18 protein-coding genes and 2 pseudogenes are annotated in these 22,760 nt (G+C 68.8%); 7 read left to right on the top strand and 13 right to left on the bottom strand.

Going from position 1 to position 22,760, the window contains the following annotated elements; all coding sequences use genetic code 11:
• Positions 1 to 57 precede the first annotated feature (57 nt).
• The 4 genes from WJ35_RS01600 to WJ35_RS01585 form a co-directional block, all read right to left on the bottom strand.
• The gene (locus tag WJ35_RS01600) at positions 58 to 690 is read right to left on the bottom strand and encodes an L-threonylcarbamoyladenylate synthase (protein ID WP_010091980.1); all 633 of its coding nucleotides are present in this window, start codon (positions 688 to 690) and stop codon (positions 58 to 60) included.
• A 70-nt stretch (positions 691 to 760) separates the two neighbouring features.
• A complete protein-coding gene (locus WJ35_RS01595) occupies positions 761 to 1,591 on the bottom strand; it encodes a 3',5'-nucleoside bisphosphate phosphatase (RefSeq protein ID WP_060238272.1) in 831 nt (276 codons plus the stop codon).
• Between the two features lie 82 nt (positions 1,592 to 1,673).
• Positions 1,674 to 2,564, bottom strand: coding sequence for an alpha/beta fold hydrolase (locus WJ35_RS01590; protein WP_069238648.1), 891 nt, complete (start codon positions 2,562 to 2,564; stop codon positions 1,674 to 1,676).
• 129 nt (positions 2,565 to 2,693) lie between these two features.
• A complete protein-coding gene (locus WJ35_RS01585; RefSeq protein WP_196222082.1) occupies positions 2,694 to 3,557 on the bottom strand; it encodes a ferritin-like domain-containing protein in 864 nt (287 codons plus the stop codon).
• 185 nt (positions 3,558 to 3,742) lie between these two features.
• Here WJ35_RS01585 and WJ35_RS01580 point away from each other — a divergent pair, with 185 nt between their 5' ends.
• The 3 genes and pseudogenes from WJ35_RS01580 to WJ35_RS01570 all read left to right on the top strand — a co-directional run bounded on the left by WJ35_RS01580 (position 3,743) and on the right by WJ35_RS01570 (position 5,701).
• Positions 3,743 to 4,267, top strand: a complete 525-nt coding sequence (locus tag WJ35_RS01580; RefSeq protein WP_010091976.1) for a gamma carbonic anhydrase family protein — start codon at positions 3,743 to 3,745, stop codon at positions 4,265 to 4,267.
• A gap of 25 nt (positions 4,268 to 4,292) precedes the next feature.
• Positions 4,293 to 5,247: pseudogene (hslO, locus tag WJ35_RS01575) on the top strand (Hsp33 family molecular chaperone HslO).
• A 106-nt stretch (positions 5,248 to 5,353) separates the two neighbouring features.
• Positions 5,354 to 5,701, top strand: coding sequence for a hypothetical protein (locus WJ35_RS01570; protein ID WP_060238267.1), 348 nt, complete (start codon positions 5,354 to 5,356; stop codon positions 5,699 to 5,701).
• 87 nt (positions 5,702 to 5,788) lie between these two features.
• On the opposite strand, the gene ftsB is transcribed toward WJ35_RS01570, so the two are convergent.
• The 9 genes and pseudogenes from ftsB to WJ35_RS01525 all read right to left on the bottom strand — a co-directional run bounded on the left by ftsB (position 5,789) and on the right by WJ35_RS01525 (position 16,762).
• Positions 5,789 to 6,223 carry a cell division protein FtsB gene (gene ftsB, locus WJ35_RS01565; protein WP_010091973.1) on the bottom strand — a complete coding sequence of 145 codons (435 nt, stop codon included), beginning with the start codon at positions 6,221 to 6,223 and terminating at the stop codon, positions 5,789 to 5,791.
• Positions 6,224 to 6,305: 82 nt separating this feature from the next.
• Positions 6,306 to 7,589 carry a phosphopyruvate hydratase gene (eno, locus tag WJ35_RS01560; RefSeq protein ID WP_006478406.1) on the bottom strand — a complete coding sequence of 428 codons (1,284 nt, stop codon included), beginning with the start codon at positions 7,587 to 7,589 and terminating at the stop codon, positions 6,306 to 6,308.
• Between the two features lie 103 nt (positions 7,590 to 7,692).
• The gene (gene kdsA / locus WJ35_RS01555; RefSeq protein WP_010091972.1) at positions 7,693 to 8,547 is read right to left on the bottom strand and encodes a 3-deoxy-8-phosphooctulonate synthase; all 855 of its coding nucleotides are present in this window, start codon (positions 8,545 to 8,547) and stop codon (positions 7,693 to 7,695) included.
• On the bottom strand, positions 8,544 to 10,205 hold the full coding sequence (locus tag WJ35_RS01550; RefSeq protein WP_010091971.1) for a CTP synthase: 1,662 nt from the start codon (positions 10,203 to 10,205) through the stop codon (positions 8,544 to 8,546). The genes kdsA and WJ35_RS01550 overlap by 4 nt, the downstream gene beginning before the upstream one ends.
• Before the next feature lie 139 nt (positions 10,206 to 10,344).
• The gene (locus WJ35_RS01545; protein WP_060238265.1) at positions 10,345 to 11,175 is read right to left on the bottom strand and encodes an alpha/beta fold hydrolase; all 831 of its coding nucleotides are present in this window, start codon (positions 11,173 to 11,175) and stop codon (positions 10,345 to 10,347) included.
• Between the two features lie 121 nt (positions 11,176 to 11,296).
• Positions 11,297 to 13,843, bottom strand: coding sequence for a DNA internalization-related competence protein ComEC/Rec2 (locus WJ35_RS01540; protein WP_069239379.1), 2,547 nt, complete (start codon positions 13,841 to 13,843; stop codon positions 11,297 to 11,299).
• 59 nt (positions 13,844 to 13,902) lie between these two features.
• Positions 13,903 to 14,691 (bottom strand): TatD family hydrolase, encoded by a 789-nt coding sequence (locus WJ35_RS01535; protein ID WP_069238647.1) that lies wholly within the window; start codon positions 14,689 to 14,691, stop codon positions 13,903 to 13,905.
• Positions 14,692 to 14,753: 62 nt separating this feature from the next.
• Positions 14,754 to 15,516, bottom strand: a pseudogene (lolD, locus tag WJ35_RS01530) (lipoprotein-releasing ABC transporter ATP-binding protein LolD).
• Positions 15,509 to 16,762 (bottom strand): lipoprotein-releasing ABC transporter permease subunit, encoded by a 1,254-nt coding sequence (locus WJ35_RS01525; RefSeq protein WP_060238257.1) that lies wholly within the window; start codon positions 16,760 to 16,762, stop codon positions 15,509 to 15,511. Before WJ35_RS01525 ends, lolD begins: the two are co-directional and overlap by 8 nt.
• 149 nt (positions 16,763 to 16,911) lie before the next feature.
• On the opposite strand from WJ35_RS01525, the gene WJ35_RS01520 reads away from it, so the two are divergent.
• The 4 genes from WJ35_RS01520 to lysS all read left to right on the top strand — a co-directional run bounded on the left by WJ35_RS01520 (position 16,912) and on the right by lysS (position 22,543).
• On the top strand, positions 16,912 to 17,976 hold the full coding sequence (locus WJ35_RS01520) for a regulator (protein ID WP_088580170.1): 1,065 nt from the start codon (positions 16,912 to 16,914) through the stop codon (positions 17,974 to 17,976).
• Positions 17,977 to 17,985: 9 nt separating this feature from the next.
• On the top strand, positions 17,986 to 19,683 hold the full coding sequence (recJ, locus tag WJ35_RS01515; protein ID WP_060238252.1) for a single-stranded-DNA-specific exonuclease RecJ: 1,698 nt from the start codon (positions 17,986 to 17,988) through the stop codon (positions 19,681 to 19,683).
• A gap of 145 nt (positions 19,684 to 19,828) precedes the next feature.
• Positions 19,829 to 20,933 (top strand): peptide chain release factor 2 gene (gene prfB / locus WJ35_RS01505; protein WP_096059334.1). Its coding sequence is split into 2 segments (ribosomal slippage): positions 19,829 to 19,909 and positions 19,911 to 20,933, totalling 1,104 coding nucleotides; the frame shifts between segments, so codons are not numbered across the junction.
• An 83-nt stretch (positions 20,934 to 21,016) separates the two neighbouring features.
• Positions 21,017 to 22,543 (top strand): lysine--tRNA ligase, encoded by a 1,527-nt coding sequence (gene lysS / locus WJ35_RS01500; RefSeq protein WP_060238248.1) that lies wholly within the window; start codon positions 21,017 to 21,019, stop codon positions 22,541 to 22,543.
• Positions 22,544 to 22,760 lie beyond the last annotated feature (217 nt).

Genomic DNA, 22,760 nt, shown 5'->3' with positions numbered 1-22,760 from the left:
CGCGTTATTGTAACAAGCGCAATCGCGCGGACACGGCACGGAAGGAACGGCGCGGGTTCACGCCGCCGTCAGCCCGAACGGCTCGAGCGGCCCGCGGCCCGCGCGCACGAGCTGCGGCTCGTCGGCCGTCAGGTCGATCACCGTCGACGGCTCGCGCGGGCACGCGCCGCCGTCGATCACGAGATCGACCTGCTTCTCGAGCCGCGCGCGGATGTCCTCCGGATCGTTGAGCGGCTCCTCCTCGGGCGGCAGGATCAGCGTCGTGCCGAGCAGCGGCTGGCCGAGCGATTCGAGCAGCGCAAGCGTGATCGCATGCTCCGGCACCCGCAGCCCGATCGTCTTGCGCGACGGGTGCGACAGCCGCCGCGGCACCTCCTTCGTCGCCTGCAGGATGAACACGTACGGGCCGGGCGTCACCGACTTGATCAGCCGGTATTGCCGGTTGTCCACCATCGCGAAGTTCGCGAGCTCCGACAGGTCGCGCACCAGCAGCGACAGATGCTGCCTGTCGTCGAGGCCGCGGATGCGGCGCACGCGCTCGACCGCATCCTTGTCGTCGAGGTGGCACGCGAGCGCATAGCTGGAGTCGGTCGGCATCGCGATCACGCCACCCTTGTTGACGATCTCCACTGCCTGCTTGATCAGGCGCGGCTGCGGATTATCCGGATGAATCCTGAAGAACTGGGACATGGAGACGGGTAAAGAGGGAATGAACGGGGGCGCGCCGCAGCGTCGACGCGCGCGGCGCCGCCGCGGGACGTCAGAGCCAGCGTTCCCAGACCGGCTTCAGGTCGGACGGCAGCGGCGGCAGGCTGCCCAGCTCGACGCGGCCTTCTCCGGGCGCGTGGAAATCCGAGCCGCACGATACTTCGAAGCCGAAGCGGCGTGCGACGTCCGCATATTCGCGATACTGGTCCGGCGTATGGCTGCCGGTCACGACCTCGATTGCGCGGCCGCCGAGGTCGATGAATTCGCCGAAGAACGCGTCGAACTCGACCGGTGTGTAGCGATAGCGGCCCGGATGCGCGACGACCGCCTCGCCGCCCGCGCCGCGGATCCACTGCACGGCATCGGACAGCTTCGCCCAGCGATGCGGCACGAAGCCGGGCTTGCCGTCGCCGAGCAAGCGGTCGAAGACGTCCGACGTCGATTCCGCGTACCCGTTCTCGACGAGGAAGCGCGCGAAATGCGTGCGCGAGATCAGGTCGGGGTTCGACACGTAGTTCAGCGCGCCGTCGTATGCGCCCGGAATGCCGAGCGTCTCGAGCTGCGCGCCGATCGCCTGCGCGCGAGCCGCACGGCCGTGGCGCGTACGGTACAGGCCGTCGACGAGCGCCGGGTTTGCCGGATCGATGTTCAGGCCGACGACGTGCACTGTGCGCGACGCCCAGGTCACGGAAATCTCGACGCCGCTCAGGTAGCGCATGCCGAGCGCCTCCGCTTCGCTGCGCGCCGCCGCCTGGCCGCCCACCTCGTCGTGATCGGTGAGCGCCCAGAGGGTCACGCCGCCGGCATGGGCGCGGCGCGCGACGTCGACAGGCGACAGCAATCCGTCGGAGACATTCGAATGGCAGTGGAGATCGGCGTTCATCGTAGGCATCGGAGGTGAAGCTTCATTCTACTGCAATGCGGCAATTCCGCTGGCCGCCTGCCCTGCCGCCGACGCCGCCGGCTCACGCGCAGAACGCCTCGATCAGCGCCGCGATCTGCTCCGGCTGGTCGTGGTGAACCATGTGGCCGGCGTCGTCGACGAGCTTTTCGCGCCAGTCCGGGAACGCCCTGAAGCGCGCCTTGAACTCCGGCAGCGGGATGCCGCCGGCCAGATAGGCGAGCGTCGGCGAATCGACCGCCTCGACGTGCAGCACCTTCGCGCGCACCTGCGCCCAGGTCGCCATCACCTCGTCGAGCCGGTACAGCAGCGGCCCGACCATCTTGTGCGCGGGATCGGCCAGCAGATGGAAGCGCCCGTCGTCGCCCCGCTTCGACCAGTGCGCGGCCAGAAACGCCGCGCGGCGCGGCTCGAGCCGGGGATTGGTCTTGATCAGGCGGGCGGCCACCTCGTCGAGCGACGCGTAGGACGTCAGCGCCGACGGCTCGCGCAGGCCGTCGAGCCAGCCGCGCAGCCGGCCCGGTGCCTGCTCGGCTCGCGCCGGGGCCAGGCCGAACCCCTCGAGGTCGACGACGCGCCGCACGCGCTCCGGCCGCGCGCCGGCATACAGGCACACGACGTTCGCGCCCATGCTGTGTCCGACCAGGTTGACCTGGCCGGCGGGCGCATAGTGGTCCAGCAGCGCATCGAGATCGCCGAGGTATTCATGGAACCAGTAGTGACCGCCGCCCTGCCGCGCCACCGGCCAGTCGGACAGCCCGAAACCACGCGCGTCCGGCGCGATCACCTGCCAGTCGCCCGCCAGCGCGTCGACGACGAACTGGAACGACGCCGCGACGTCCATCCAGCCATGCAGCATGAACAGCGTCGGCGCATCCGGCCGGCCCCAGCGCCGGACATGCAGCCGGACGCCGCGAACCGTGACGAAATCGGAAACAGAACTCGTGGCAGTCATTGCAGCGGCCAAAAAAGAATGGTCGTTCGATTATAACGATGCCGCTGCGCGGGCGCGTGCCGCGATCGTCACGCGTGTCGAGGCACTCCTCTAGGCATCGCCGCCCTGCCCGACGGGTGACCCTGTCAATCAGGCCCCATCCCGCGCCGCGGTCTCGTCCTGCGCCGCGAGCGCGTCCAGCTCGGCGGGCTCGAAACCGGCGCTGCGGCGCGCATCGAAATTGAACGGGCCGCGCAAGCGCGGCGCCTGGTACTGTTCGGCCAGTTGCCGGTAGGTCGGCAGCGGGTCGCGGCCGGCCTCGTCGCAAAAATGGCGGAACCAGCGGTTGCCGATCGCGACGTGGCCGATTTCGTCGCGCAGGATCACGTCGAGGATCGCGGCCGACGCATGGTCGCCCGCCTGCGCGAGCCGCGCACGAATCGGCGGCGACGCGTCGAGGCCACGCGCCTCGAGCGTGCGCGGCACGAGCGCCATGCGGGCAAGCACGTCGCCCGCCGTGCGCTCGCACATTTCCCACAGCCCGTTGTGCGCGGGAAAATCGCCGTACGCATGACCGAATTCTGCGAGCCGGCCGGCCAGCAACGAAAAGTGATACGCCTCTTCGGCGGCGACCTTCAGCCAGTCCGCGTAGAACGCGTCGGGCTGGCCGCCAAAGCGCCACACCGCATCGAGCGCCAGATTGATGGCGTTGAATTCGATATGCGCGAGCGCGTGCAGCAGCACCGCCCGGCCCTCCGGCGAGCGCATGCTGCGCCGCTCCAGCTGGCGCGGCTCGACCAGCGCGGGACGCGCCGGACGCCCCGGCAGCCCGGCCGGCTCCGGCACGGCGAGCGACGGATCGATCGTCGCCCGCCCGGCCAGCAGCGCGTCGTACAGCGTGCGCACCCGGGCAGCCTTCGCGGCCGGCTCGGGCGTGCGCAGGGCATCGAGCGCGGCGCGGCGCACGCAGGTCGACGCGCCGGAATCGACGGATGAAGAACGCACCATGTGCATGACCGGGGCACCGTTGAATGCGCGTCGGGAATCGCCGCGCGCAACCGTTTACAATACGCGCTTGTGCTGCTGCGACAGGCGCGGCGTGAAACCCGTCATTTTACCGACGCCTGCCGAACGATACCGCTTTGCATGGAACCGGATTCTGCGCCAAGGCGCCGGGTCCGCTCGACAAAGGAGACAATGTGACGATCTACAAGCTGGGCGACACGGCCCCGACCATCCACGAAAGCGTGTTCGTCGCCGATACGGCGGCCATCATCGGCAAGGTCGTCCTCGAGGAGAACGCGAGCGTGTGGTTCGGCGCGACGCTGCGCGGCGACAACGAGCCGATCACGGTCGGCGCGGGCAGCAACGTGCAGGAAGGCGCGGTGCTGCACACCGACCCCGGCTATCCGCTGACGATCGCCGCGAACGTGACGATCGGGCACCAGGCGATGCTGCACGGCTGCACGGTCGGCGAGGGCTCGCTGATCGGAATTCAGGCGGTGGTCTTGAATGGTGCGGCGATCGGCCGCAACTGTCTGGTCGGCGCCGGCGCGGTCGTGACGGAGGGCAAGACGTTTCCGGACAACTCGCTGATTCTCGGCGCCCCCGCGAAAGTGGTGCGCGAGCTGTCGGCCGAAGACGTCGCGCGGCTGAGCGCGAATGCGAAGACGTACGTCGACCGGCGTGCGCACTTCAAGGAGCAACTCGTGCGGATCGGCTGATCCGCGCGGAATTCAAGGAAGAAGAGTGAGCGACCAGTTACAGAAATTCATGTTCAACGCGGCGCCCGTGCGCGGCGAAATCGTTTCGCTGCGCAACACGTGGCAGGAGGTGCTGACCCGCCGCGACTACCCGGCACCCGTGCGCACGGTGCTCGGCGAGATGATGGCCGCGTGCGCGCTGCTGTCGGCGAACCTGAAATTTCACGGCACCCTCGTCATGCAGATCTTCGGCGACGGGCCGGTGAAGATGCTGGTCGTGCAGTGCAGCTCGGATCTGTCGATGCGCGCGACCGCGAAGTTCTCCGGCGACGTCGCTCGCCCATACGATCGGGGACGACACCCGCTTCGCGGAGCTCGTCAACGCGAGCGGCCACGGGCGCTGCGTGATCACGCTCGACCCGGCCGACAAGCAGCCGGGCCAGCAGCCGTACCAGGGCATCGTGCCGCTGAACGGCGAACACGGGCCGCTGGAGTCGATCGCGCAGGTGCTCGAGCATTACATGCATCACTCGGAGCAGCTCGATACGCGGCTGTGGCTCGCCGCCGATCGCGACCGCGCGGTCGGCATGCTGCTGCAGAAGCTGCCGGGCGACGGCGGCATCGTGCCGCGCGCCGCAGAGACCGATGCCGATACGTGGGAGCGCGTGTGCACGCTCGGCGGCACGCTGTCCGCCAAGGAACTGCTCGAGGTCGAGCCGGACGTCGTGTTCCGCCGGCTGTTCTGGCAGGAGAACGTCCAGCATTTCGACCCGGCCGGCACGCGCTTCGAGTGCACGTGCTCGCGCGAAAAGGTCGGCGCGATGTTGAAGATGCTCGGCCAGGAAGAAGTCGACAGCGTGATCGTCGAACGCGGCCACGTCGAAATCCATTGCGAGTTCTGCAACCAGCGCTACGAATTCGATCCCGTCGACGTCGCGCAGCTGTTTGCCGCGCCCGAACTCGCGAGCGGCGTGACGCCCGCCGCCGAGCAACGTCACTGAGCCGCGCGAGCGCTCACCCGCCGGCGCGCGGGCGCATAATGAACGACGCACGAGCGTCGAGCGCGCCGTCCCGTCGCCGGTCGCCGGCGCGCCGCTGGAGAAGGACATGAATCGCCTGTTTCGCCCCTTGTTGCTGACGAGCGCCGCAGCCGGCCTGCTCGTCCTCGCCGGTTGCGCGGTGCAGCCGGCCTCCACGATCCTGAGCCGCCTGCCCGAACAACGCGCGTCCGGCCAGCCGGTGACGCTGACGCCCGCCGAGCGCAAGCGCTACGACGAGATCGACCGGCAGGTACTGCGCGAACAGAACGACGCCATTGCCGCCGAAGCCGCGATTCGCGCGTGGTCGTACTACACGCCGCCGCCCGTCACGTACTATGGCGGTTACTACGGCGGCGGGTGGGGGCACGGCTGGGGCACGGGTTTCAGCTATGGCTATCCGGGCTGGTGGTGGTAAGCCCTTCAACGGCCCGATTGCTGATCGGCAGGAAATAAAAAAGCGCGGAATTTACCGCGCTCTTTCAACAGGCTCGCATCACCGCAATCAATGATGCGGCTGCTTCCCCTTCTCGCCGCCATGATGCCGCGACGGCTTGGCCGTCGACTGCGGATTCGGCACGACGCGCACCGGCGCCGCGGAGACTTCGCCGCGCGTCGACGTGCTCGACAGCGTGTTGGCGGCAGGCGCCGCCTGCGCGGCCTGCGCGTTCGGCGACACGAACTGCACGAACACCTCGCCGTCCTTCACCATGCCCATCTCGTAGCGCGCGCGCTCCTCGATGGCCGCCGTGCCGCCCTGCAGATCCTGCACTTCGCCCGCGGTCCGCTCATTGCGCAGCTTTTCATCGGCGTTCTTCTGCAACTGGCTGTCGAGCTGCTGACGCAGTTCGTGCACACGCAGCCAGCCGCCATGCCCCCACCATAGGGGGTACTGAATAAGCGCCAGCAAGGCAATCAGGACGACAGTGACAAGCCGCATGTAGGAGACGCAGATATAAGAAGCGCCGCTCCACGCATCACGCGCAGAGCGGCGTCGAAGCAACCAGCCCGATAGTAGCGCGTTAGCGCAGGTTATAGAACGCCGACTTGCCCGGGTAGCTCGCGATATCGCCGAGATCTTCCTCGATGCGCAGCAGCTGGTTGTACTTCGAGATGCGGTCGCTGCGCGAAAGCGAACCCGTCTTGATCTGGCCGGCGTTCAGGCCGACCGCGATGTCCGCGATCGTCGAATCTTCCGTTTCGCCCGAGCGGTGCGAGATCACGGCCGTATAGCCTGCGCGCTTCGCCATCTCGATCGCCGCGAACGTTTCGGTCAGCGTGCCGATCTGGTTGATCTTGATGAGGATCGAGTTCGCAATGCCCTTCTCGATGCCTTCCTTCAGGATGCGCGTGTTGGTGACGAACAGGTCGTCGCCGACCAGTTGCACCTTCTTGCCGAGACGGTCGGTCAGCAGCTTCCAGCCGTCCCAGTCGCTTTCGTGCATGCCGTCCTCGATCGACACGATCGGGAACTTGTCGGCGAGCGTCGCGAGGTAGTCGGTGAACTCGGCCGACGACAGCTGCAGGCCTTCGCCCGCGAGCTGGTACTTGCCGTCGTGGTAGAACTCGGATGCCGCGCAGTCGAGCGCGAGCAGCACGTCTTCGCCCGCACGGTAGCCGGCCTTCTCGATCGCCTGCAGGATCGTCGACAGGCACTCGTCGTTGCTGCCGAAGTTCGGCGCGAAGCCGCCTTCGTCGCCCACCGCCGTGCTCATGCCGCGGTCGCTGAGGATCTTCTTCAGCGCGTGGAACACTTCCGCGCCGCAACGCAGGGCTTCACGGAACGTCGGCTGGCTGACCGGGACGATCATGAATTCCTGGATGTCGAGGCTGTTGTTCGCGTGCGCGCCGCCGTTGACGATGTTCATCATCGGCACCGGCAGCTGCATCGCGCCCGAGCCGCCGAAGTAGCGGTACAGCGGCAGGCCGGCCTCTTCCGCGGCGGCCTTCGCGACAGCCATCGACACGGCCAGCATCGCGTTCGCGCCGAGGCGCGACTTGTTGTCGGTGCCGTCGAGCTCGAGCAGCGTCTTGTCGAGGAACGCCTGTTCCGACGCGTCGAGGCCCATGATGGCTTCGGAGATCTCGGTGTTGATGTGCTCGACCGCCTTCAGCACGCCCTTGCCGTTGTAGCGGCCGGCTTCGCCGTCGCGCAGCTCGATCGCTTCACGCGAGCCGGTGGACGCGCCCGACGGCACCGCCGCGCGGCCCATCGTGCCCGATTCGAGCAGCACGTCGCATTCGACGGTGGGGTTGCCGCGCGAATCCAGAATCTCGCGGCCGATGATATCTACGATTGCACTCATGGGTTTCCTCTGAGAATGACGATGGATTCTTCATCCTGCGACGGCGCGTGCGCGAAAGCCGCTTTCGCTACAGACGCGCGAAGCCGCCGCGGTTCATACGTTCTTAGTTGAAATCGTTTTCCAGGAACGGGGTGCGCTTCACCGCCTGGTCCAGCGTGACGAGCGTCTCCAGCAGCGCGCCCATCCGGTTGAGCGGCACCGCGTTCGGGCCGTCCGACTTCGCTTCGGCCGGCTTCGGGTGCGTTTCCATGAACAGGCCCGCGACGCCCGTGGCGACCGCCGCGCGCGCGAGCACCGGCACGAATTCGCGCTGGCCGCCCGAGCTCGTGCCCTGCCCGCCCGGCAGCTGCACCGAGTGGGTCGCGTCGAACACGACGGGTGCGCCCGTCTCGCGCATGATCGCGAGCGAACGCATGTCCGACACGAGGTTGTTGTAGCCGAACGAGACGCCGCGCTCGCACGCCATGAAGCGGTCTTCCGACAGCCCCGCTTCGCGGGCCGCTTCGCGCGCCTTGTCGATCACGTTCTTCATGTCGTGCGGCGCGAGGAACTGGCCCTTCTTGATGTTGACGGGCTTGCCCGAGCGCGCGCACGCGTGGATGAAGTCGGTCTGGCGGCACAGGAACGCGGGCGTCTGCAGCACGTCGACGACCGACGCGACCTGCTCGATCTCCTCGATCGAATGCACGTCGGTCAGCACCGGCAGGCCGAGCTGGCGCTTCACCTCGGACAGGATGCGCAGCCCCTCGTCCATTCCGAGGCCGCGGAACGACTTGCCCGAGCTGCGGTTCGCCTTGTCATAGGACGACTTGTAGATGAACGGGATGTTCAGCTTCTCGCAGATTTCCTTCAGACGGCCGGCCGTATCGATCGTCATCTGTTCGGATTCGACGACACAGGTGCCCGCAATCAGGAAGAACGGCTTGTCGAGACCGACCTCGAAATCGCACAGCTTCATGCTTTCACTCCGGCGCGCGCCTGCTGGCCGGCCAGCGCGGCTTCGACGAACGACTTGAACAGAGGATGACCGTCACGCGGCGTGGACGTGAATTCCGGGTGGAACTGCACGCCGACGAACCACGGGTGCATCGAGCGCGGCAGCTCCATCATTTCCGGCAGGTCCTCGCTCGGGGTGCGCGCGCTGATGATAAGGCCGCCGCTTTCGAGCTGGGGCACGAAGCGGTTATTGACTTCATAACGGTGGCGGTGACGTTCGTTCACGTCCTTGCCGTAAATCTCTTCCGCGAGCGTGCCGGGCTTGATCGGGCAGCGCTGCGAGCCGAGACGCATCGTGCCGCCGAGATCGGACTCCTCGGTGCGCTTCTCGACCTTGCCTTCGCGGTCGTACCACTCGGTGATCAGCGCGACGACGCGTTCCGGCGTCTCCTGATCGAATTCGGTGCTGTTCGCCTGCTTCAGGCCGACGACGTCGCGCGCGAACTCGATCACCGCGAGCTGCATGCCGAGGCAGATGCCGAGGTACGGCACCTTCGCCTCGCGCGCATAGCGGATCGCCGCGATCTTGCCTTCCGTGCCGCGACGGCCGAAGCCGCCCGGCACCAGCACCGCATCCAGGTGCTTCAGGCTGTCGACGCCGTTCGCCTCGATCTCTTCCGAGTCGATGTACTCGATGTTGACCTTCGTCGACGTGTGGATCGACGCATGACGCAGCGCTTCGATCAGCGACTTGTACGACTCGGTCAGGTCGACGTACTTGCCGACCATGCCGATCGTCACTTCGTGCTTCGGGTGCTCCAGCTTCTCGACGAGCTCGGACCACATCGCGAGGTCGGCGTCGTGCGGCGACAGCTTCAGCTCGTCGCAGATGATCTTGTCGAGGCCCTGATCGTGCAGCATCTGCGGAATCTTGTAGATGCTGTCGGCGTCCCACACCGAGATCACGGCGTCTTCCGGCACGTTCGAGAACATCGAGATCTTCTTCGATTCGTCGTCGGGGATGCGGCGATCCGCGCGGCACAGCAGCACGTGCGGCAGGATGCCGATCTCGCGCAGCTTCTGCACGCTGTGCTGGGTCGGCTTCGTCTTCAGCTCGCCGGCCGTCGCGACGTATGGCACGAGCGTCAGGTGCACGAAGCACGCGCTGTTGCGGCCGAGGCGCAGGCTCATCTGGCGCGCCGCCTCGAGGAACGGCAGCGATTCGATGTCGCCGACCGTGCCGCCGATCTCGACGATCGCGACGTCCGGCTCGCCGCAGGTGGCCGACGCGGCCCCGCGCTCGATGAACGCCTGGATCTCGTTCGTGATGTGCGGAATCACCTGCACGGTCTTGCCGAGATAGTCGCCGCGGCGTTCCTTGCGGATCACCGATTCGTAGATCTGGCCGGTCGTGAAGTTGTTGGCCTTGCGCATCTTCGTGCTGATGAAGCGCTCATAGTGGCCGAGGTCGAGATCCGTCTCCGCGCCGTCTTCCGTCACGAACACTTCGCCGTGCTGGAACGGGCTCATCGTGCCGGGGTCGACGTTGATGTAGGGATCGAGTTTGAGGAGGGTGACTTTCAGACCGCGCGATTCGAGGATCGCGGCGAGAGAGGCGGCGGCAATACCCTTGCCGAGGGAAGAAACTACGCCGCCGGTGACGAAAACATATTTGGTCATCGCTGGATGCTCGCGGGAAAAACGGATTATACCGTAAAGCCCGCGCTTCTCTCAGCAATTGACGCGATGATTGCGCCCTTTCCCGCTGTGCCGCGCCAGCCGAGCCTGACGCGCCGGATGCGGGCGGCCGGGCCGCGTTTCAGGCGTCGTGCGCGGACACGGCGGCCCCTTCTTCCGCGCGCAGCGTATTCAGCATCCGCTGCAATGCGCGCGCCGTCTCCAGCGGCCGCTCCATCGGGAACAGGTGACTGCCTTCGAGCCATTCGATGCGCCCGTGAGTTGCGCGGCGCGTGGCGTCGAGCCCGACCTGGCGCACCTCGCGCGAGTGCGTGCCGGCGAGAAAGCCGAGCGGCACCGGCGTGCCGTGCGCGAGCCGCGGGCCGAGCGTATGCGGCAAGGTCCGGTAGATCAGATATTCGACCTGCCGGTCGAACGCGAGCGCGCGCTCGCCGTCGACGGCCGCCGGCGGAATGCCGTAGTCGATGTAGTCGGCCAGCATCCGCTCGTCCCAGCGCGCGAACGCCGGTTTCTCGCGGAAATGCCGCCAGGCTTCGTCGCGGCTCGCCCAGCGCGTGCGCCGGTTGCGCGTCGCCGCGGCCGGCGACAGCCGCTCGTCGAGCCCCGCCCACTGGCTGGCGCGCAATGCGCCGCTGCGCCAGCCGGCGATGATCGGCGAATCCAGCATCACCACGCCGCGCACCCACTGCGGCTTCTTCAGCGCGGCCATCAGCGACAGATAGCCGCCGAGCGAATGGCCGACGAGCCAAACCGGCCGCTCGTAGCGGCCGCCGATGTCGTCGAGCAGCTGCTCGACGAGGTGCGGCCAGTCGCGCGTGACCGGGTAGCGCCGGTCGTGCCCGATCCGCTCGATGTAGCGCAGCTCGTAGTCGTCGGCCAGTTCGGCGAAGATCGTCCGGTACGTCGACGCCGGAAAGCCGTTCGCGTGCGAAAAATGGATGATGTCCTTCAAATGCAGATGTCTCCTGTGTCGGCACGCGCCGCGCGTCGCATCGTTATCGCGCCCCGTGCCGCGCCGTCGGCGCTGGCGCACCCGATGCGGCCTGTTTTTGCTCGACGCTTCGGTGCGGCGCTCACCGATCCATCCAGTAACGTCGCCGCGCCTCGCGATACCGTTCGAACGTGAAACCCCCGTTCGACGGCGCGACGTCGAACCGCACGGCGCCGTCGCGATCGGTGCGCGGCAACGGGATCCCGCGCGCCGCGAAGCGCGCGAGAACGGTCCGGTGCGGATGCCCGAAACGATTGCGATAGCCTACAGGAAATACCGCGACGCGCGGCCCGACCGAATCGAGGAAAGGCTCGACCGACGACGTGCGGCTGCCGTGATGCGCGACGACCAGGATCTGCGCGGCGAGCGCGGCGCGATCCGGGTCGACGAGCCGGCGCTCGACGCGCGCCTCGATGTCCCCCGTCAGCAGCGCCGACGTGCCGCCCGCGTCGACGCGCAGCACGCACGACTGCGCGTTCGACCGGCCCGATGCGATGCTGGACGGCCACAACATCGTGAACACGACGCCGTCCCAGGTCCACCGCTGGCCGGCCGCGCAGGGCACGCGATCGGTGACGCCGGCCGCCTGCGCGTCGCGCCACAGCCGGTGTTGCGGCACGATGCCGGCGAGCAGCTGGCGAACCTCCGTGCCGGCATAGACGGCCGCCGCGCCGCCCGCATGATCGGCGTCCCCATGACTGAGGACGAGCGTATCGACGACGCGGATGCCGCGTGCGCGCAATGCCGGCACGACGATCCGCGTGCCGGCATGGGTCGACTCGGGCCCGGGCCCCGCATCGAACAGCAGCGTCCGGCGCGCGGTCTCGACCAGCACCGCTGCGCCCTGCCCGACGTCGACCACGGTCAGCCGGAACCCGCCTTCCGGCGGCCGGTCCGGCGCCGGCGCGACGAGCGGCAGCCAGGTGAGCGGTGCGGCCCAGCGCAACGGCCAGCCGCGCGGCAGCAGCACCCAGGCGACGCCCACGCAGGCGAGCGTCAGCACCGGCCAGTCCGGCATCGGCAGCCAGAACACGCCGGCCGGCCAGTCGGCGAGATGGCGGAGCAGCGTCATCATCGGTCCGAGCGCCGCATGCGCGAGCCGGAACGCGTACGCGTCGAGCGGCGCGGGCAGCGCGATGCCCGCGAGCACGATCGGCGTGACGACGCTGCTGACCCACGGAATCGCGAATGCGTTCGCGAGCGGCCCCGATACGGAGATCTGCGCGAACCATGCGGCCGTCAGCGGCGCGAGCCCGATCGTGACCGCGTATTGCACGCGGGTCGCGTCCGCGAGCCGCTGCGCTGCACGCTTGCACCATGCGTGAAGCACGCGCCGGCGATCCTGCGCAACACGCTGCTGCGTCGCGTCGCTGCTGCCGTCGCCAGCGCCGTCGCCAGCGCCGTCGTCAGCGCCGTCGTCAGCGCCGTCGTCAGCGCGTTCGATTTCCGGCGTCGCTCGCCAGCCCGACACGGCCAGCAGGATGACGGCGACCGCGCCGAACGACAGCCAGAAACCGGCCGACAGCACCGCCCACGGATCGGCCAGCAGCACGGCGCCCAGCGCCGCGCACAGCACCGCGGATGTCGGCGCGCTGCGCCCGGCGAGATAGGCCACCGCTGCGGTTGCGATCATCCACCACGACCGCTGCGCCGGCACGTTGAAACCGGCCAGCGCCGCGTAGCCGCCGGCGGCCGCGAGCGATGCCAGCGACGCCGCGTAAGGCGCCGGCACCGCCAGCGTAACGGCGCGCCGGCGCCAGCGCAGACGCCGCCACACGAGCGACGCGATCCCGCCCGCGAGCGCGCCGACGAAGCCGACGTGCAGGCCCGAGATCGCCACCAGATGGCTGGTGCCGGTATTGCGCAGCACGCGCCAGTCGTCGCCGCCGATCGCGGCTTGATCGCCGACCGCGAGCGCGGTAATGATGCCGCGATGGCGCGCGTCGTCGCCGAGCGCATCGCCGATGCGCATGCGCAGCGTGTCGCGCATCCGGTCAATCGACGCAAGCCATCCCGATGCTCGCTCGTCGAGCAAGATTGCGCGCTCGGGCGCGACGACGTAGCCGAGCGCGCGAATCCCCGCGCCGAGCCACGCCGCCTCGCTGTCGCGCACGCCGGGATTCGCTTCGCCATGCGGCCGCTTCATGCGCGCGACGAGCCGCCAGCGCTGCCCGCCGTGCAACGCGGGCAGCGTGCCGCGCGCTGCGGGCTCACCGTAGCTGCGCCACGACAAGCGGATCAGCGGCGCGAAGCGGGCCAGCGCCGCATCGTTCGACTCGACCGCGAGCAGCAGCCGCGCACCGGTTTCGTCGATGGCCGGCAAGCCGCGGATCACGCCCGTGACGACGATGTCCCGCCCTTCCCACTCGACGGGCAGCCCATCGCGCAGCCGCCATTCGGCGCGGGCGGCCGCATAGCCGAAGCCGACTGCAGACGCGATGCACGCACAAAGCACCCAACGGAGCGCGACGAGCGGGCGGCTCCGAGCGCACCGCGCCGACCCGACGTACGCCGCCCCGCATACGGCCACCATGATCGCCGCGCCGGCCCAGCCGCCCGCCCCCGGCAGCGCCGCCTGCCGCTGCAGCACGGCGACGCCGAACGCGAACGCCACCCACCACACGCGCATCGCGCCTCCTTCGTCCATCCGGCGCCGCCGTCATCGGCGCGCGCACCACGTGACGACGATTATGCGGACGAAAGTGCGAGGCGCGGCAGCGCGGCGAGCGCGTTGGCCGTTGTGGATAGGGACAGCGCGTGGGGGTCGATGCCGCGCAGTTCGGCGAGCACGTCGCCGATGCGCGGCACCTGGTCCGGCGTGTTGCGGGATTGGTACGCCCACTCGGGCGCGATATCGGGCGCATCCGTTTCGACGACGAGCGCATCGACCGGCAACTGCGTCGCGAGCCGCCGGATCTGCAGCGCGCGCGTGAACGTGACGTTGCCGCCGAAGCCGAGATGCAGGCCCTGCGCGAGATACGCATCGGCCTGCTGGAAACTGCCGTTGAACGCGTGCGCGATGCCGCGCCGCACGCCGAAACGGCGCAGCCCCGCGAGCACGCGGTCCTGCGACTTGCGCACGTGGCAGAGCACCGGCAGGTCGAACTCGCGTGCGAGCTTCAGCTGGCCCTGATAGAAGAACTGCTGCCGGTCTTCGTCGAGCCCGGGCACGAAGTAGTCGAGACCGATCTCGCCGATCGCGACGAAGCGCGGATCGTCGAGACTCGCTTCGATTTCCATGCGCAGCCGGTCGAGATCGCCGTCGCGCGCATGCGGCGTATACATCGGATGGATGCCGAGCGCATAGACCGCGCCCGGCGTGCGATGCGCGAGTTCGCGCACCGTCGCGAAGTTGTCGCGCCCGACGCTCGGGATCACGATGCGCGCCACGCCCGCGTCGCGCGCCGCCTGCGCGACCGCGTCGCGGTCGGCATCGAATTCGGCGGCATCGAGATGGCAATGCGTATCGATCCACATGGCTAGCTTCCCTCCTCCGTCGCGATGCGTCGCCCGGCCGCGCATGCGGCGCGAGCGTGCGCTCACGCCGGCTGCGCCGGCTCTTCGTGCAGCACGCCGTCGCGCAGCCGCATGATGCGGTCGCAGCGCCCGGCGAGATCGGTATCGTGCGTGACGATCACGAAGCTCGTGTTCAGCGTCTCCGACAATTCGAGCATCAGGTTGAACACCGTGTCGGCGGTTCCGCCGTCGAGGTTGCCGGTCGGCTCGTCGGCGAGCACGCACGCGGGCTTCGTCACCAGCGCGCGCGCGATCGCGACGCGCTGACGCTCGCCGCCCGACAGCTCGCCCGGACGATGCTTCGCGCGCGCGCCGAGGCCGACGCGCTCGAGCATCGCCTGCGCTTCCGCGGCGCGCGTCCTCGGCCGTCATCCGGCGGATGCGCAGCGGCATCGCGACGTTGTCGAGCGCGCTGAATTCGGGCAGCAGATGGTGGAACTGGTAGACGAACCCCAGCGCCCGGTTGCGCAGGTCGTTGCGCTCGCGCTCGCCGAGCTGCGTGAACGGCTTGCCGAGCAGCGACACCTCGCCCGCACTCGGCTCGTCGAGACCGCCGAGCACGTGCAGCAGCGTGCTCTTGCCGGAGCCCGACGCGCCGACGACGGCGAGCTTCTCGCCGCGCCGCACCGACAGCTCGGTATTGTTGAGCACCTGCACGTTGAAGCCGCCCTGCACGAACGCCTTCGTGATGCCGCGCGCCTGAAGCACGTAATCCTGCATACCCGCCGAATCCTGGTTGTTGTAATGGGGTCGAGAAGCCGCGACAGCGGCGGCGCGGTCATTCATAGCGCAGCGCCTCCGCCGGCTTGACCTTCGCGCCGCGCCAGCTCGGGTAGAGCGTCGCGACGGCCGACAGCGCGAACGCGATCACGCCGATCCGGATCACGTCGCTCGCGACGAGCTCGGACGGCAGCTCGCTGATGAAGTACACCGACGACGGCAGGAACTGCACGCCGAGCGCATGCTCGATCATCGGGATCAGCCACGGGATGCTCCACGCGATCAGGCAGCCGAGCGCGATGCCGAGCGCGGTGCCGGAGAAGCCGATCGTCACGCCCTGCACGACGAAGATCTTCATGATCGAGCCCGGCTGCGCGCCGAGCGTGCGCAGGATCGCGATATCGGCCTGCTTGTTGGTCACCGTCATCACGAGCGACGACACGAGGTTGAACGCCGCCACCGCGATGATCAGCGTCAGGATGATGAACATCATCCGCTTCTCGATCTTCACCGCCGAGAACCAGGTCTTGTTCTGCTGGGTCCAGTCGCGGATGTACAGGCTGCCGGACAGCGAATGCGACAGCTCGACCGCCACGTCCGGCGCCTTCTGCATGTCCTTCACCCGCAGCCGCACGCCGGTCGGCGCGCTCAGGCGGAACAGCGCCTCGGCGTCGCGGATGTCGATCATCGCGAGCGTGCTGTCGTATTCGTAGTGCCCCGACTCGAACACGCCGACGACCGTGAACTGCTTCAGCCGCGGCAGCATCCCGGCCGGCGTGATCGTGCCTTCGGGCGCGACCAGCGTGACCTTGTCGCCGACCGTCACGCCGAGATTGCCGGCGAGCGCATCGCCGAGCACGATGCCGAACTGGCCGGGCACGAGCGCGGTGAGCTGGCCCGCCTTCATGTCCTTGCCGATTGCCGACACCTGCGGCTCGAGCGACGGCTCGATGCCGCGCAGCATCACGCCGCTCACCGCGTCCTGGCGCGTGAGCAGCGCCTGCGCCTCGACGTACGGCGCCGCGCCGGTCACCGACGGGTTGCGGCGCGCCTCCTGCGCGGTCAGCTGCCAGTCGGGCATCTGGCCCGTCGGCGAGAACACCTCGACGTGCGCGAGCACCGACAGCATCCGGTCGCGCACCTCCTTCTGGAAGCCGTTCATCACCGACAGCACGACGATCAGCGCCGCGACGCCGAGCGCGATGCCGAGCATCGACACGAGCGCGATGAAGGAAATGAAGCCGTTGCCGGTCGTGCGTTTGCCGGCGCGCGTGTAGCGCCAGCCGATCTGCCATTCGTACGGAAGTTTCAAGCGAATCCTTTCTGCTGGTTGCGGCATGGGAAGCGGCCCGCGAGTCCGGTCGCCGCCCGCCCGGGCGGGGGCAAAACCGGCCGCCGGGCGCGAGCGGGCCGTCGGCCCGCCCGAACACGCGCGCAGTTTGCCATACAATGCGCACCATCATGCACGACCGACGCCTCCATTTTCTCGTTCCGTTCGCGCTGCCGTCGGCGGCCGATGCGGCCTCGTCCCTGCACACGCTGGACAGTCCCGCGCTCGAAAAGTTGCTGTCGCGCGCGAGCCTCGTCGAGCGCGTGGCCGGCGAGGACTTCCAGCGCACGCTGCCGCACGAGCGCTGGCTCGCCCGCCAGTTCGGCGCGGCCCAGGGCAATGCCGCCGACGAGGCGCCGCTCGCGCCCTACATGCTGCTCGCCGACGGCGGCGACCCGGGCGACCAGGCCTGGGCCTGCGTGGAACCCGTGCACGTCGAGATCGCGCACGACCATCTCGTGCTCGTCGATCCGGCCGCGCTCGAGCTGGACGACGGCGAGGCGGCCGCGCTGCTCGCGGTCGCGCGCCCGCTGATCGAGGAGCTCGGGGTCCGGCTCGAAGCGCCCAGCCCGCACCGCTGGTACCTGTCGAGCGAACAGTTCCGCCACCTGGCCGGCGCCGCGCCGCTGCGCGCGAGCGGCCGCAACATCGAGATCTGGCTGCCGCACGAGGCGCACACAGGCGAACGCTCGCGGATCTGGATGAAGCTGCAGAACGAAGTGCAGATGGCCTGGTTCCAGCATCCGGTCAACGAGGCGCGCGAGTCGCGCGGCCTGCCCGCCGTGAATTCGATCTGGTTCCATGCGCAGGGCACGCTGAAGCCCGTCGGCCGGCCGTTCGCGCGGGTGCTGTCCACCGCGCCCGCGGCGCTCGGCCTCGCGCGCGCGGCCCGGGCCGACGCCGGCGCGCCGCCCGCCGCGTTCGGCCAGCTCGCCGCCGCCGACGGCGCGACGCTCGTCGAGCTGTCGGCGCTCACGACCCCATTCATCGAACAGGACTGGGCGAGCTGGCACGACGCGCTCGGCGCGATGGAGCGCGACTGGTTCGCGCCCGCCCTCGCCGCGCTGCAGCGCGGCGAACTGGCGCGCGTCGACGTCACGCTGTGCGGCGACACCGGCTCGGCGACCCTGCGCGCGACGCGCGGCGACCTGCGCAAGTTCTGGCGCCGCCGTGCGCTCGCGTCCCTGTTCGAATAAAGCTACCTCATGACCCGCATCGTTACCCGCCCCGTCGCGCCCGCCGACGCCGAAGCGCTCGCGCGCCACGGCCTGCACCCGGTGCTCGCGCGCCTGTATGCCGCGCGCGGCGTGCAATCCCCGTCCGACATCGAGACCGCGCTCGCGCGCCTCGTCCCGCCCACCGAACTGAAAGGCTGCGCCGACGCGGCCGCGCTGCTCGCCGACGCGATCGCCGGCAAGCGGCGCCTGCTCGTCGTCGCCGACTACGACTGCGACGGCGCGACCGCCTGCGCGGTCGCGGTGCGCGGGCTGCGGATGTTCGGCGCGCAGATCGACTATCTGGTGCCGAACCGCTTCGAGTACGGCTACGGCCTCACGCCCGAGATCGTCGAGCTGGCGGCCGCGCGCAAGCCGGACCTGCTGATCACCGTCGACAACGGCATCGCGAGCGTCGCGGGCGTCGAAGCCGCGAACGCGCGCGGGATCGACGTGCTGGTCACGGACCACCACCTGCCCGGCGACGCGCTGCCCGCCGCGCGCGCGATCGTCAACCCGAACCAGCCGGGCTGCGCGTTCCCGAGCAAGCACATCGCCGGCGTCGGCGTGATGTTCTACGTGCTGCTCGCGCTGCGTGCCGAGCTGCGCCGCCGCGGCGCATTCGCCGGCAAGGAGGCCGAGCCGCGCCTCGACGGCCTGCTCGACCTCGTCGCGCTCGGCACCGTCGCCGACGTCGTGCGGCTCGACGGCAACAACCGCGTGCTGGTCGCTCAGGGGCTGCAGCGCATCCGCAACGGCCGGATGCAGCCGGGCGTCGCCGCGCTGTTCCGCGCGGCCGCCCGCGACGCCCGCACCGCGTCGGGCTTCGACCTCGGCTTCGGCCTCGGCCCGCGGCTGAACGCCGCCGGCCGGCTGTCCGACATGTCGCTCGGCATCGAGTGCCTGATCACCGACGACGTCGGCCGCGCGTGGGAGCTCGCGCAGCAGCTCGACACGATGAACCGCGAGCGCCGTGAAATCGAGGCCGGGATGCAGCAGCAGGCGCTCGCCGATCTCGCCGACGTCGATCCGGCCGACGCGTGCACGATCACCCTCTTCAATCCCGAATGGCACCAGGGCGTGATCGGCATCGTCGCCGGACGCCTGAAGGAAAAATTCCACCGGCCGTCGTTCACGTTCGCGCACGCGGACGAGCACGGCGCGCGCGTCAAGGGCTCGGGGCGATCGATCCCCGGCTTCCACCTGCGCGACGCGCTCGACCTGGTGTCGAAGCGCGAGCCGGACCTGCTCGTCGCGTTCGGCGGCCACGCGATGGCGGCCGGCGTCACGCTCGACACCGCGAACGTGCCGCGCTTCGCGGCCGCGTTCGAGGCGGTCGCGCGCGAATGGCTGTCGGACGACGCGCTCGCCCGCGTGATCGAGACCGACGGCGAGCTCGAGGACGCGTACTTCACGCCGCAGTTCGTCGGGCTGCTCGACGAGGCCGTCTGGGGCCAGGGCTTTCCGGCCCCGCTGTTCTCGGGCGAATTCGACGTCGTGTCGCAGTCCCTCGTGAAGGACAAGCACCTGAAGCTGCAGCTCGCGCGCGGCCGCCAGCGCTTCAACGCGATCTGGTTCAACCGCACGGAGCCGCTGCCGGCGAGCGCGCTCATCGCATACCGCCTCGTCGCCGACACGTGGAACGGCGTCACGCGCGTGCAGCTGATCGTCGAGCACGCGGGCGCCTGAGTGGGCGCCTGAACGCGCCCCGTACCGCGCGCCGCCTCGTCCGGCGGGGCGCGGACGAGCGTGCGCCCCCTGCCGGCGTCACCGGGAGGCCGCCCCGATCGGCTATAATTCCGCTTTTTTACGAAGCACGAAAAGCGAAACGATCATGGAAGCGGAACGTCTCAACGCGATCGAAAGCTCCCTGCTCGACCTGCGCAACCGCGCGGGCGAGCTTCGGGGGTATCTTTGACTACGACGCCAAAGCTGCGCGTCTGACCGAAGTCAACAAGGCACTCGAAGACCCGAACGTCTGGAACGATTCGAAGAACGCTCAGGCGCTCGGCCGCGAAAAGAAGCTGCTCGAGGGCGTCGTCATGACGCTGACGGCGCTCGATAGCGACCTGCGCGATGCGCTCGACCTGTTCGAGATGGCCCGCGAGGAAAACGACGAAGACACCCTCGTCGCGTCGGAGGAAGACGCCGCGAAGCTCGAGGCGCGCGTCGGCGACATCGAGTTCCGCCGGATGTTCTCGAACCCGGCCGACCCGAACAACTGCTTCATCGACATCCAGGCCGGCGCCGGCGGCACCGAAGCGTGCGACTGGGCGTCGATGCTGCTGCGCCAGTACCTGCGCTACTGCGAGCGCAAGGGCTTCAAGGCCGAAGTGCTGGAAGAGTCCGACGGCGACGTCGCCGGCATCAAGAACGCGACGGTCAAGGTCTCGGGCGAATACGCATACGGCTTCCTGCGCACCGAAACCGGCATCCACCGCCTCGTGCGCAAGTCGCCGTTCGACTCGTCGGGCGGCCGCCACACGTCGTTCTCGTCGGTGTTCGTGTATCCGGAGATCGACGACTCGATCGAAGTCGAGGTCAACCCGGCCGACCTGCGCATCGACACGTACCGCGCATCGGGCGCGGGCGGCCAGCACATCAACAAGACCGACTCGGCGGTGCGGATCACGCACATGCCGACCGGCATCGTCGTGCAGTGCCAGAACGACCGCTCGCAGCACCGCAACCGCGCCGAAGCGATGGCGATGCTGAAGTCGCGCCTGTACGAAGCCGAGATGCGCAAGCGCCAGGCCGAGCAGGACAAGCTCGAGTCGAGCAAGACCGACGTGGGCTGGGGCCACCAGATCCGCTCGTACGTGCTCGACCAGAGCCGCGTGAAGGACCTGCGCACGAACGTCGAAATGAGCAACACGAAAGCGGTGCTCGACGGCGATCTCGACGACTTCATCAGCGCGAGCCTCAAACAGGGCGTGTAAGCGCCGCGGCACGGCCCGGCCGGGTCGCGCCACCCTTGCCCTCCCCGTTTGCGTTGCCGCACCCACCCCGAATTCCGACCATCATGACCGAACCGACCCAAACGCAGCCCGCCGTCGCGGCGGACGAAAACCAGATCATCGCCGAGCGCCGCGAGAAGCTGCGCGCATTGCGCGAGCAAGGCGTCGCCTACCCGAACGATTTCCAGCCGACGCATCACGCGGCCGATCTGCAGGCGAAGTTCGCCGACTCGGACAAGGCCGCGCTCGAAGCGAACCCGGTCGAGGTGGCGGTTGCCGGCCGCATGATGCTCAAGCGCGTGATGGGCAAGGCGAGCTTCGCGACGGTGCAGGACGGTTCGGGCCAGATCCAGTTCTTCGTGACGCCGAACGACGTCGGCGCGGAAACCTACGACGCGTTCAAGAAGTGGGACCTCGGCGACATCGTCGCCGCGCGCGGCGTGCTGTTCCGCACCAACAAGGGCGAGTTGTCGGTCCAGTGCAAGGAACTGCGCCTGCTGTCGAAGGCGCTGCGCCCGCTGCCGGACAAGTTCCATGGTCTCGCCGACCAGGAAATGCGCTACCGCCAGCGCTACGTCGACCTGATCGTCACGCCGGAAACGCGCGACACGTTCCGCGCGCGCACCAAGACGATCGCATCGATCCGCAAGTTCATGGACACGGCCGACTTCATGGAAGTCGAGACGCCGATGCTGCACCCGATCCCGGGCGGCGCGGCCGCGAAGCCGTTCGTCACGCACCACAACGCGCTCGACATGCAGATGTTCCTGCGCATCGCGCCGGAGCTGTACCTGAAGCGCCTGATCGTCGGCGGCTTCGAGCGCGTGTTCGAAATCAACCGCAATTTCCGGAACGAAGGCGTGTCGCCGCGCCACAACCCGGAATTCACGATGATGGAGTTCTACGCCGCGTACACCGACTACCGCTGGCTGATGGACTTCACCGAGCAGCTGATCCGCCAGGCGGCGATCGATGCGCTCGGCACCGCGACGATCCAGTACCAGGGGCGCGAGCTCGACCTCGCGAAGCCGTTCCACCGCCTGACGATCACGCAGGCGATCCAGAAGTACGCGCCGCAGTACACCGACGGCCAGCTGTCGGACGACGCGTTCCTGCGCAGCGAACTGAAGCGCCTCGGCGTCGACGTCACGCAGCCGGCGTTCCTGAACGCCGGCATCGGCGCGCTGCAGCTCGCGCTGTTCGAGGAAACCGCCGAAGCGCAGCTGTGGGAGCCGACGTACATCATCGACTACCCGGTCGAGGTGTCGCCGCTCGCACGCGCGTCGGACACGGTGCCGGGCATCACCGAGCGCTTCGAGCTGTTCATGACCGGCCGCGAAATCGCGAACGGCTTCTCGGAGCTGAACGATCCGGAAGACCAGGCCGCGCGCTTCAGGAAGCAGGTCGAGCAGAAGGACGCCGGCGACGAGGAAGCGATGTTCTTCGACGCCGACTACATCCGCGCGCTCGAATACGGGATGCCTCCGACGGGCGGCTGCGGGATCGGCATCGACCGTCTCGTGATGCTGCTGACCGACAGCCCGACGATCCGCGACGTGCTGCTGTTCCCCCACCTGCGCCGCGAAGACTGATCCGCTTCGCCTGCGCGCCCTGCGGCGCGCAGGCGACGGCTTTGTAACCGCGCGTAAATCCCGCCTGCCGGCGCTCGCCGGCATTCGCTCCCTCCCCGTTTTATTTCCTCGCCGCGACGGCTTGCCTCGGGTTTTCCCGAGATCGGCCGCCAACGCGCTGCTTCAATTGGTTACACCTTGATACGGTGCGCGCAGCGCGCGTCGACGACACTCCTGT

It is taken from the genome of Burkholderia ubonensis (assembly GCF_001718695.1).
GTDB classification, from domain to species: domain Bacteria; phylum Pseudomonadota; class Gammaproteobacteria; order Burkholderiales; family Burkholderiaceae; genus Burkholderia; species Burkholderia ubonensis_B.
Note: the sequence above shows the minus strand (reverse complement) of the source record. Positions and strands in the feature narration are given on the sequence as shown.

Excerpts from the sequence above, each read along its gene's own strand:
- WJ35_RS01585 (WP_196222082.1), bottom strand. The coding sequence starts at position 3,557 with ATGCACATGGTGCGTTCTTCATCCGTCGATTCCGGCGCGTCGACCTGC.
- WJ35_RS01570 (WP_060238267.1), top strand. The coding sequence starts at position 5,354 with ATGAATCGCCTGTTTCGCCCCTTGTTGCTGACGAGCGCCGCAGCCGGC.
- WJ35_RS01535 (WP_069238647.1), bottom strand. The coding sequence starts at position 14,691 with ATGTGGATCGATACGCATTGCCATCTCGATGCCGCCGAATTCGATGCC.
- eno (WP_006478406.1), bottom strand. The coding sequence starts at position 7,589 with ATGAGTGCAATCGTAGATATCATCGGCCGCGAGATTCTGGATTCGCGC.
- recJ (WP_060238252.1), top strand. The coding sequence starts at position 17,986 with ATGACCCGCATCGTTACCCGCCCCGTCGCGCCCGCCGACGCCGAAGCG.
- lysS (WP_060238248.1), top strand. The coding sequence starts at position 21,017 with ATGACCGAACCGACCCAAACGCAGCCCGCCGTCGCGGCGGACGAAAAC.
- kdsA (WP_010091972.1), bottom strand. The coding sequence starts at position 8,547 with ATGAAGCTGTGCGATTTCGAGGTCGGTCTCGACAAGCCGTTCTTCCTG.
- WJ35_RS01590 (WP_069238648.1), bottom strand. The coding sequence starts at position 2,564 with ATGACTGCCACGAGTTCTGTTTCCGATTTCGTCACGGTTCGCGGCGTC.
- WJ35_RS01540 (WP_069239379.1), bottom strand. The coding sequence starts at position 13,843 with ATGCGCGTGTGGTGGGTGGCGTTCGCGTTCGGCGTCGCCGTGCTGCAG.
- WJ35_RS01520 (WP_088580170.1), top strand. The coding sequence starts at position 16,912 with ATGCACGACCGACGCCTCCATTTTCTCGTTCCGTTCGCGCTGCCGTCG.
- ftsB (WP_010091973.1), bottom strand. The coding sequence starts at position 6,223 with ATGCGGCTTGTCACTGTCGTCCTGATTGCCTTGCTGGCGCTTATTCAG.
- WJ35_RS01600 (WP_010091980.1), bottom strand. The coding sequence starts at position 690 with ATGTCCCAGTTCTTCAGGATTCATCCGGATAATCCGCAGCCGCGCCTG.
- WJ35_RS01595 (WP_060238272.1), bottom strand. The coding sequence starts at position 1,591 with ATGAACGCCGATCTCCACTGCCATTCGAATGTCTCCGACGGATTGCTG.
- WJ35_RS01550 (WP_010091971.1), bottom strand. The coding sequence starts at position 10,205 with ATGACCAAATATGTTTTCGTCACCGGCGGCGTAGTTTCTTCCCTCGGC.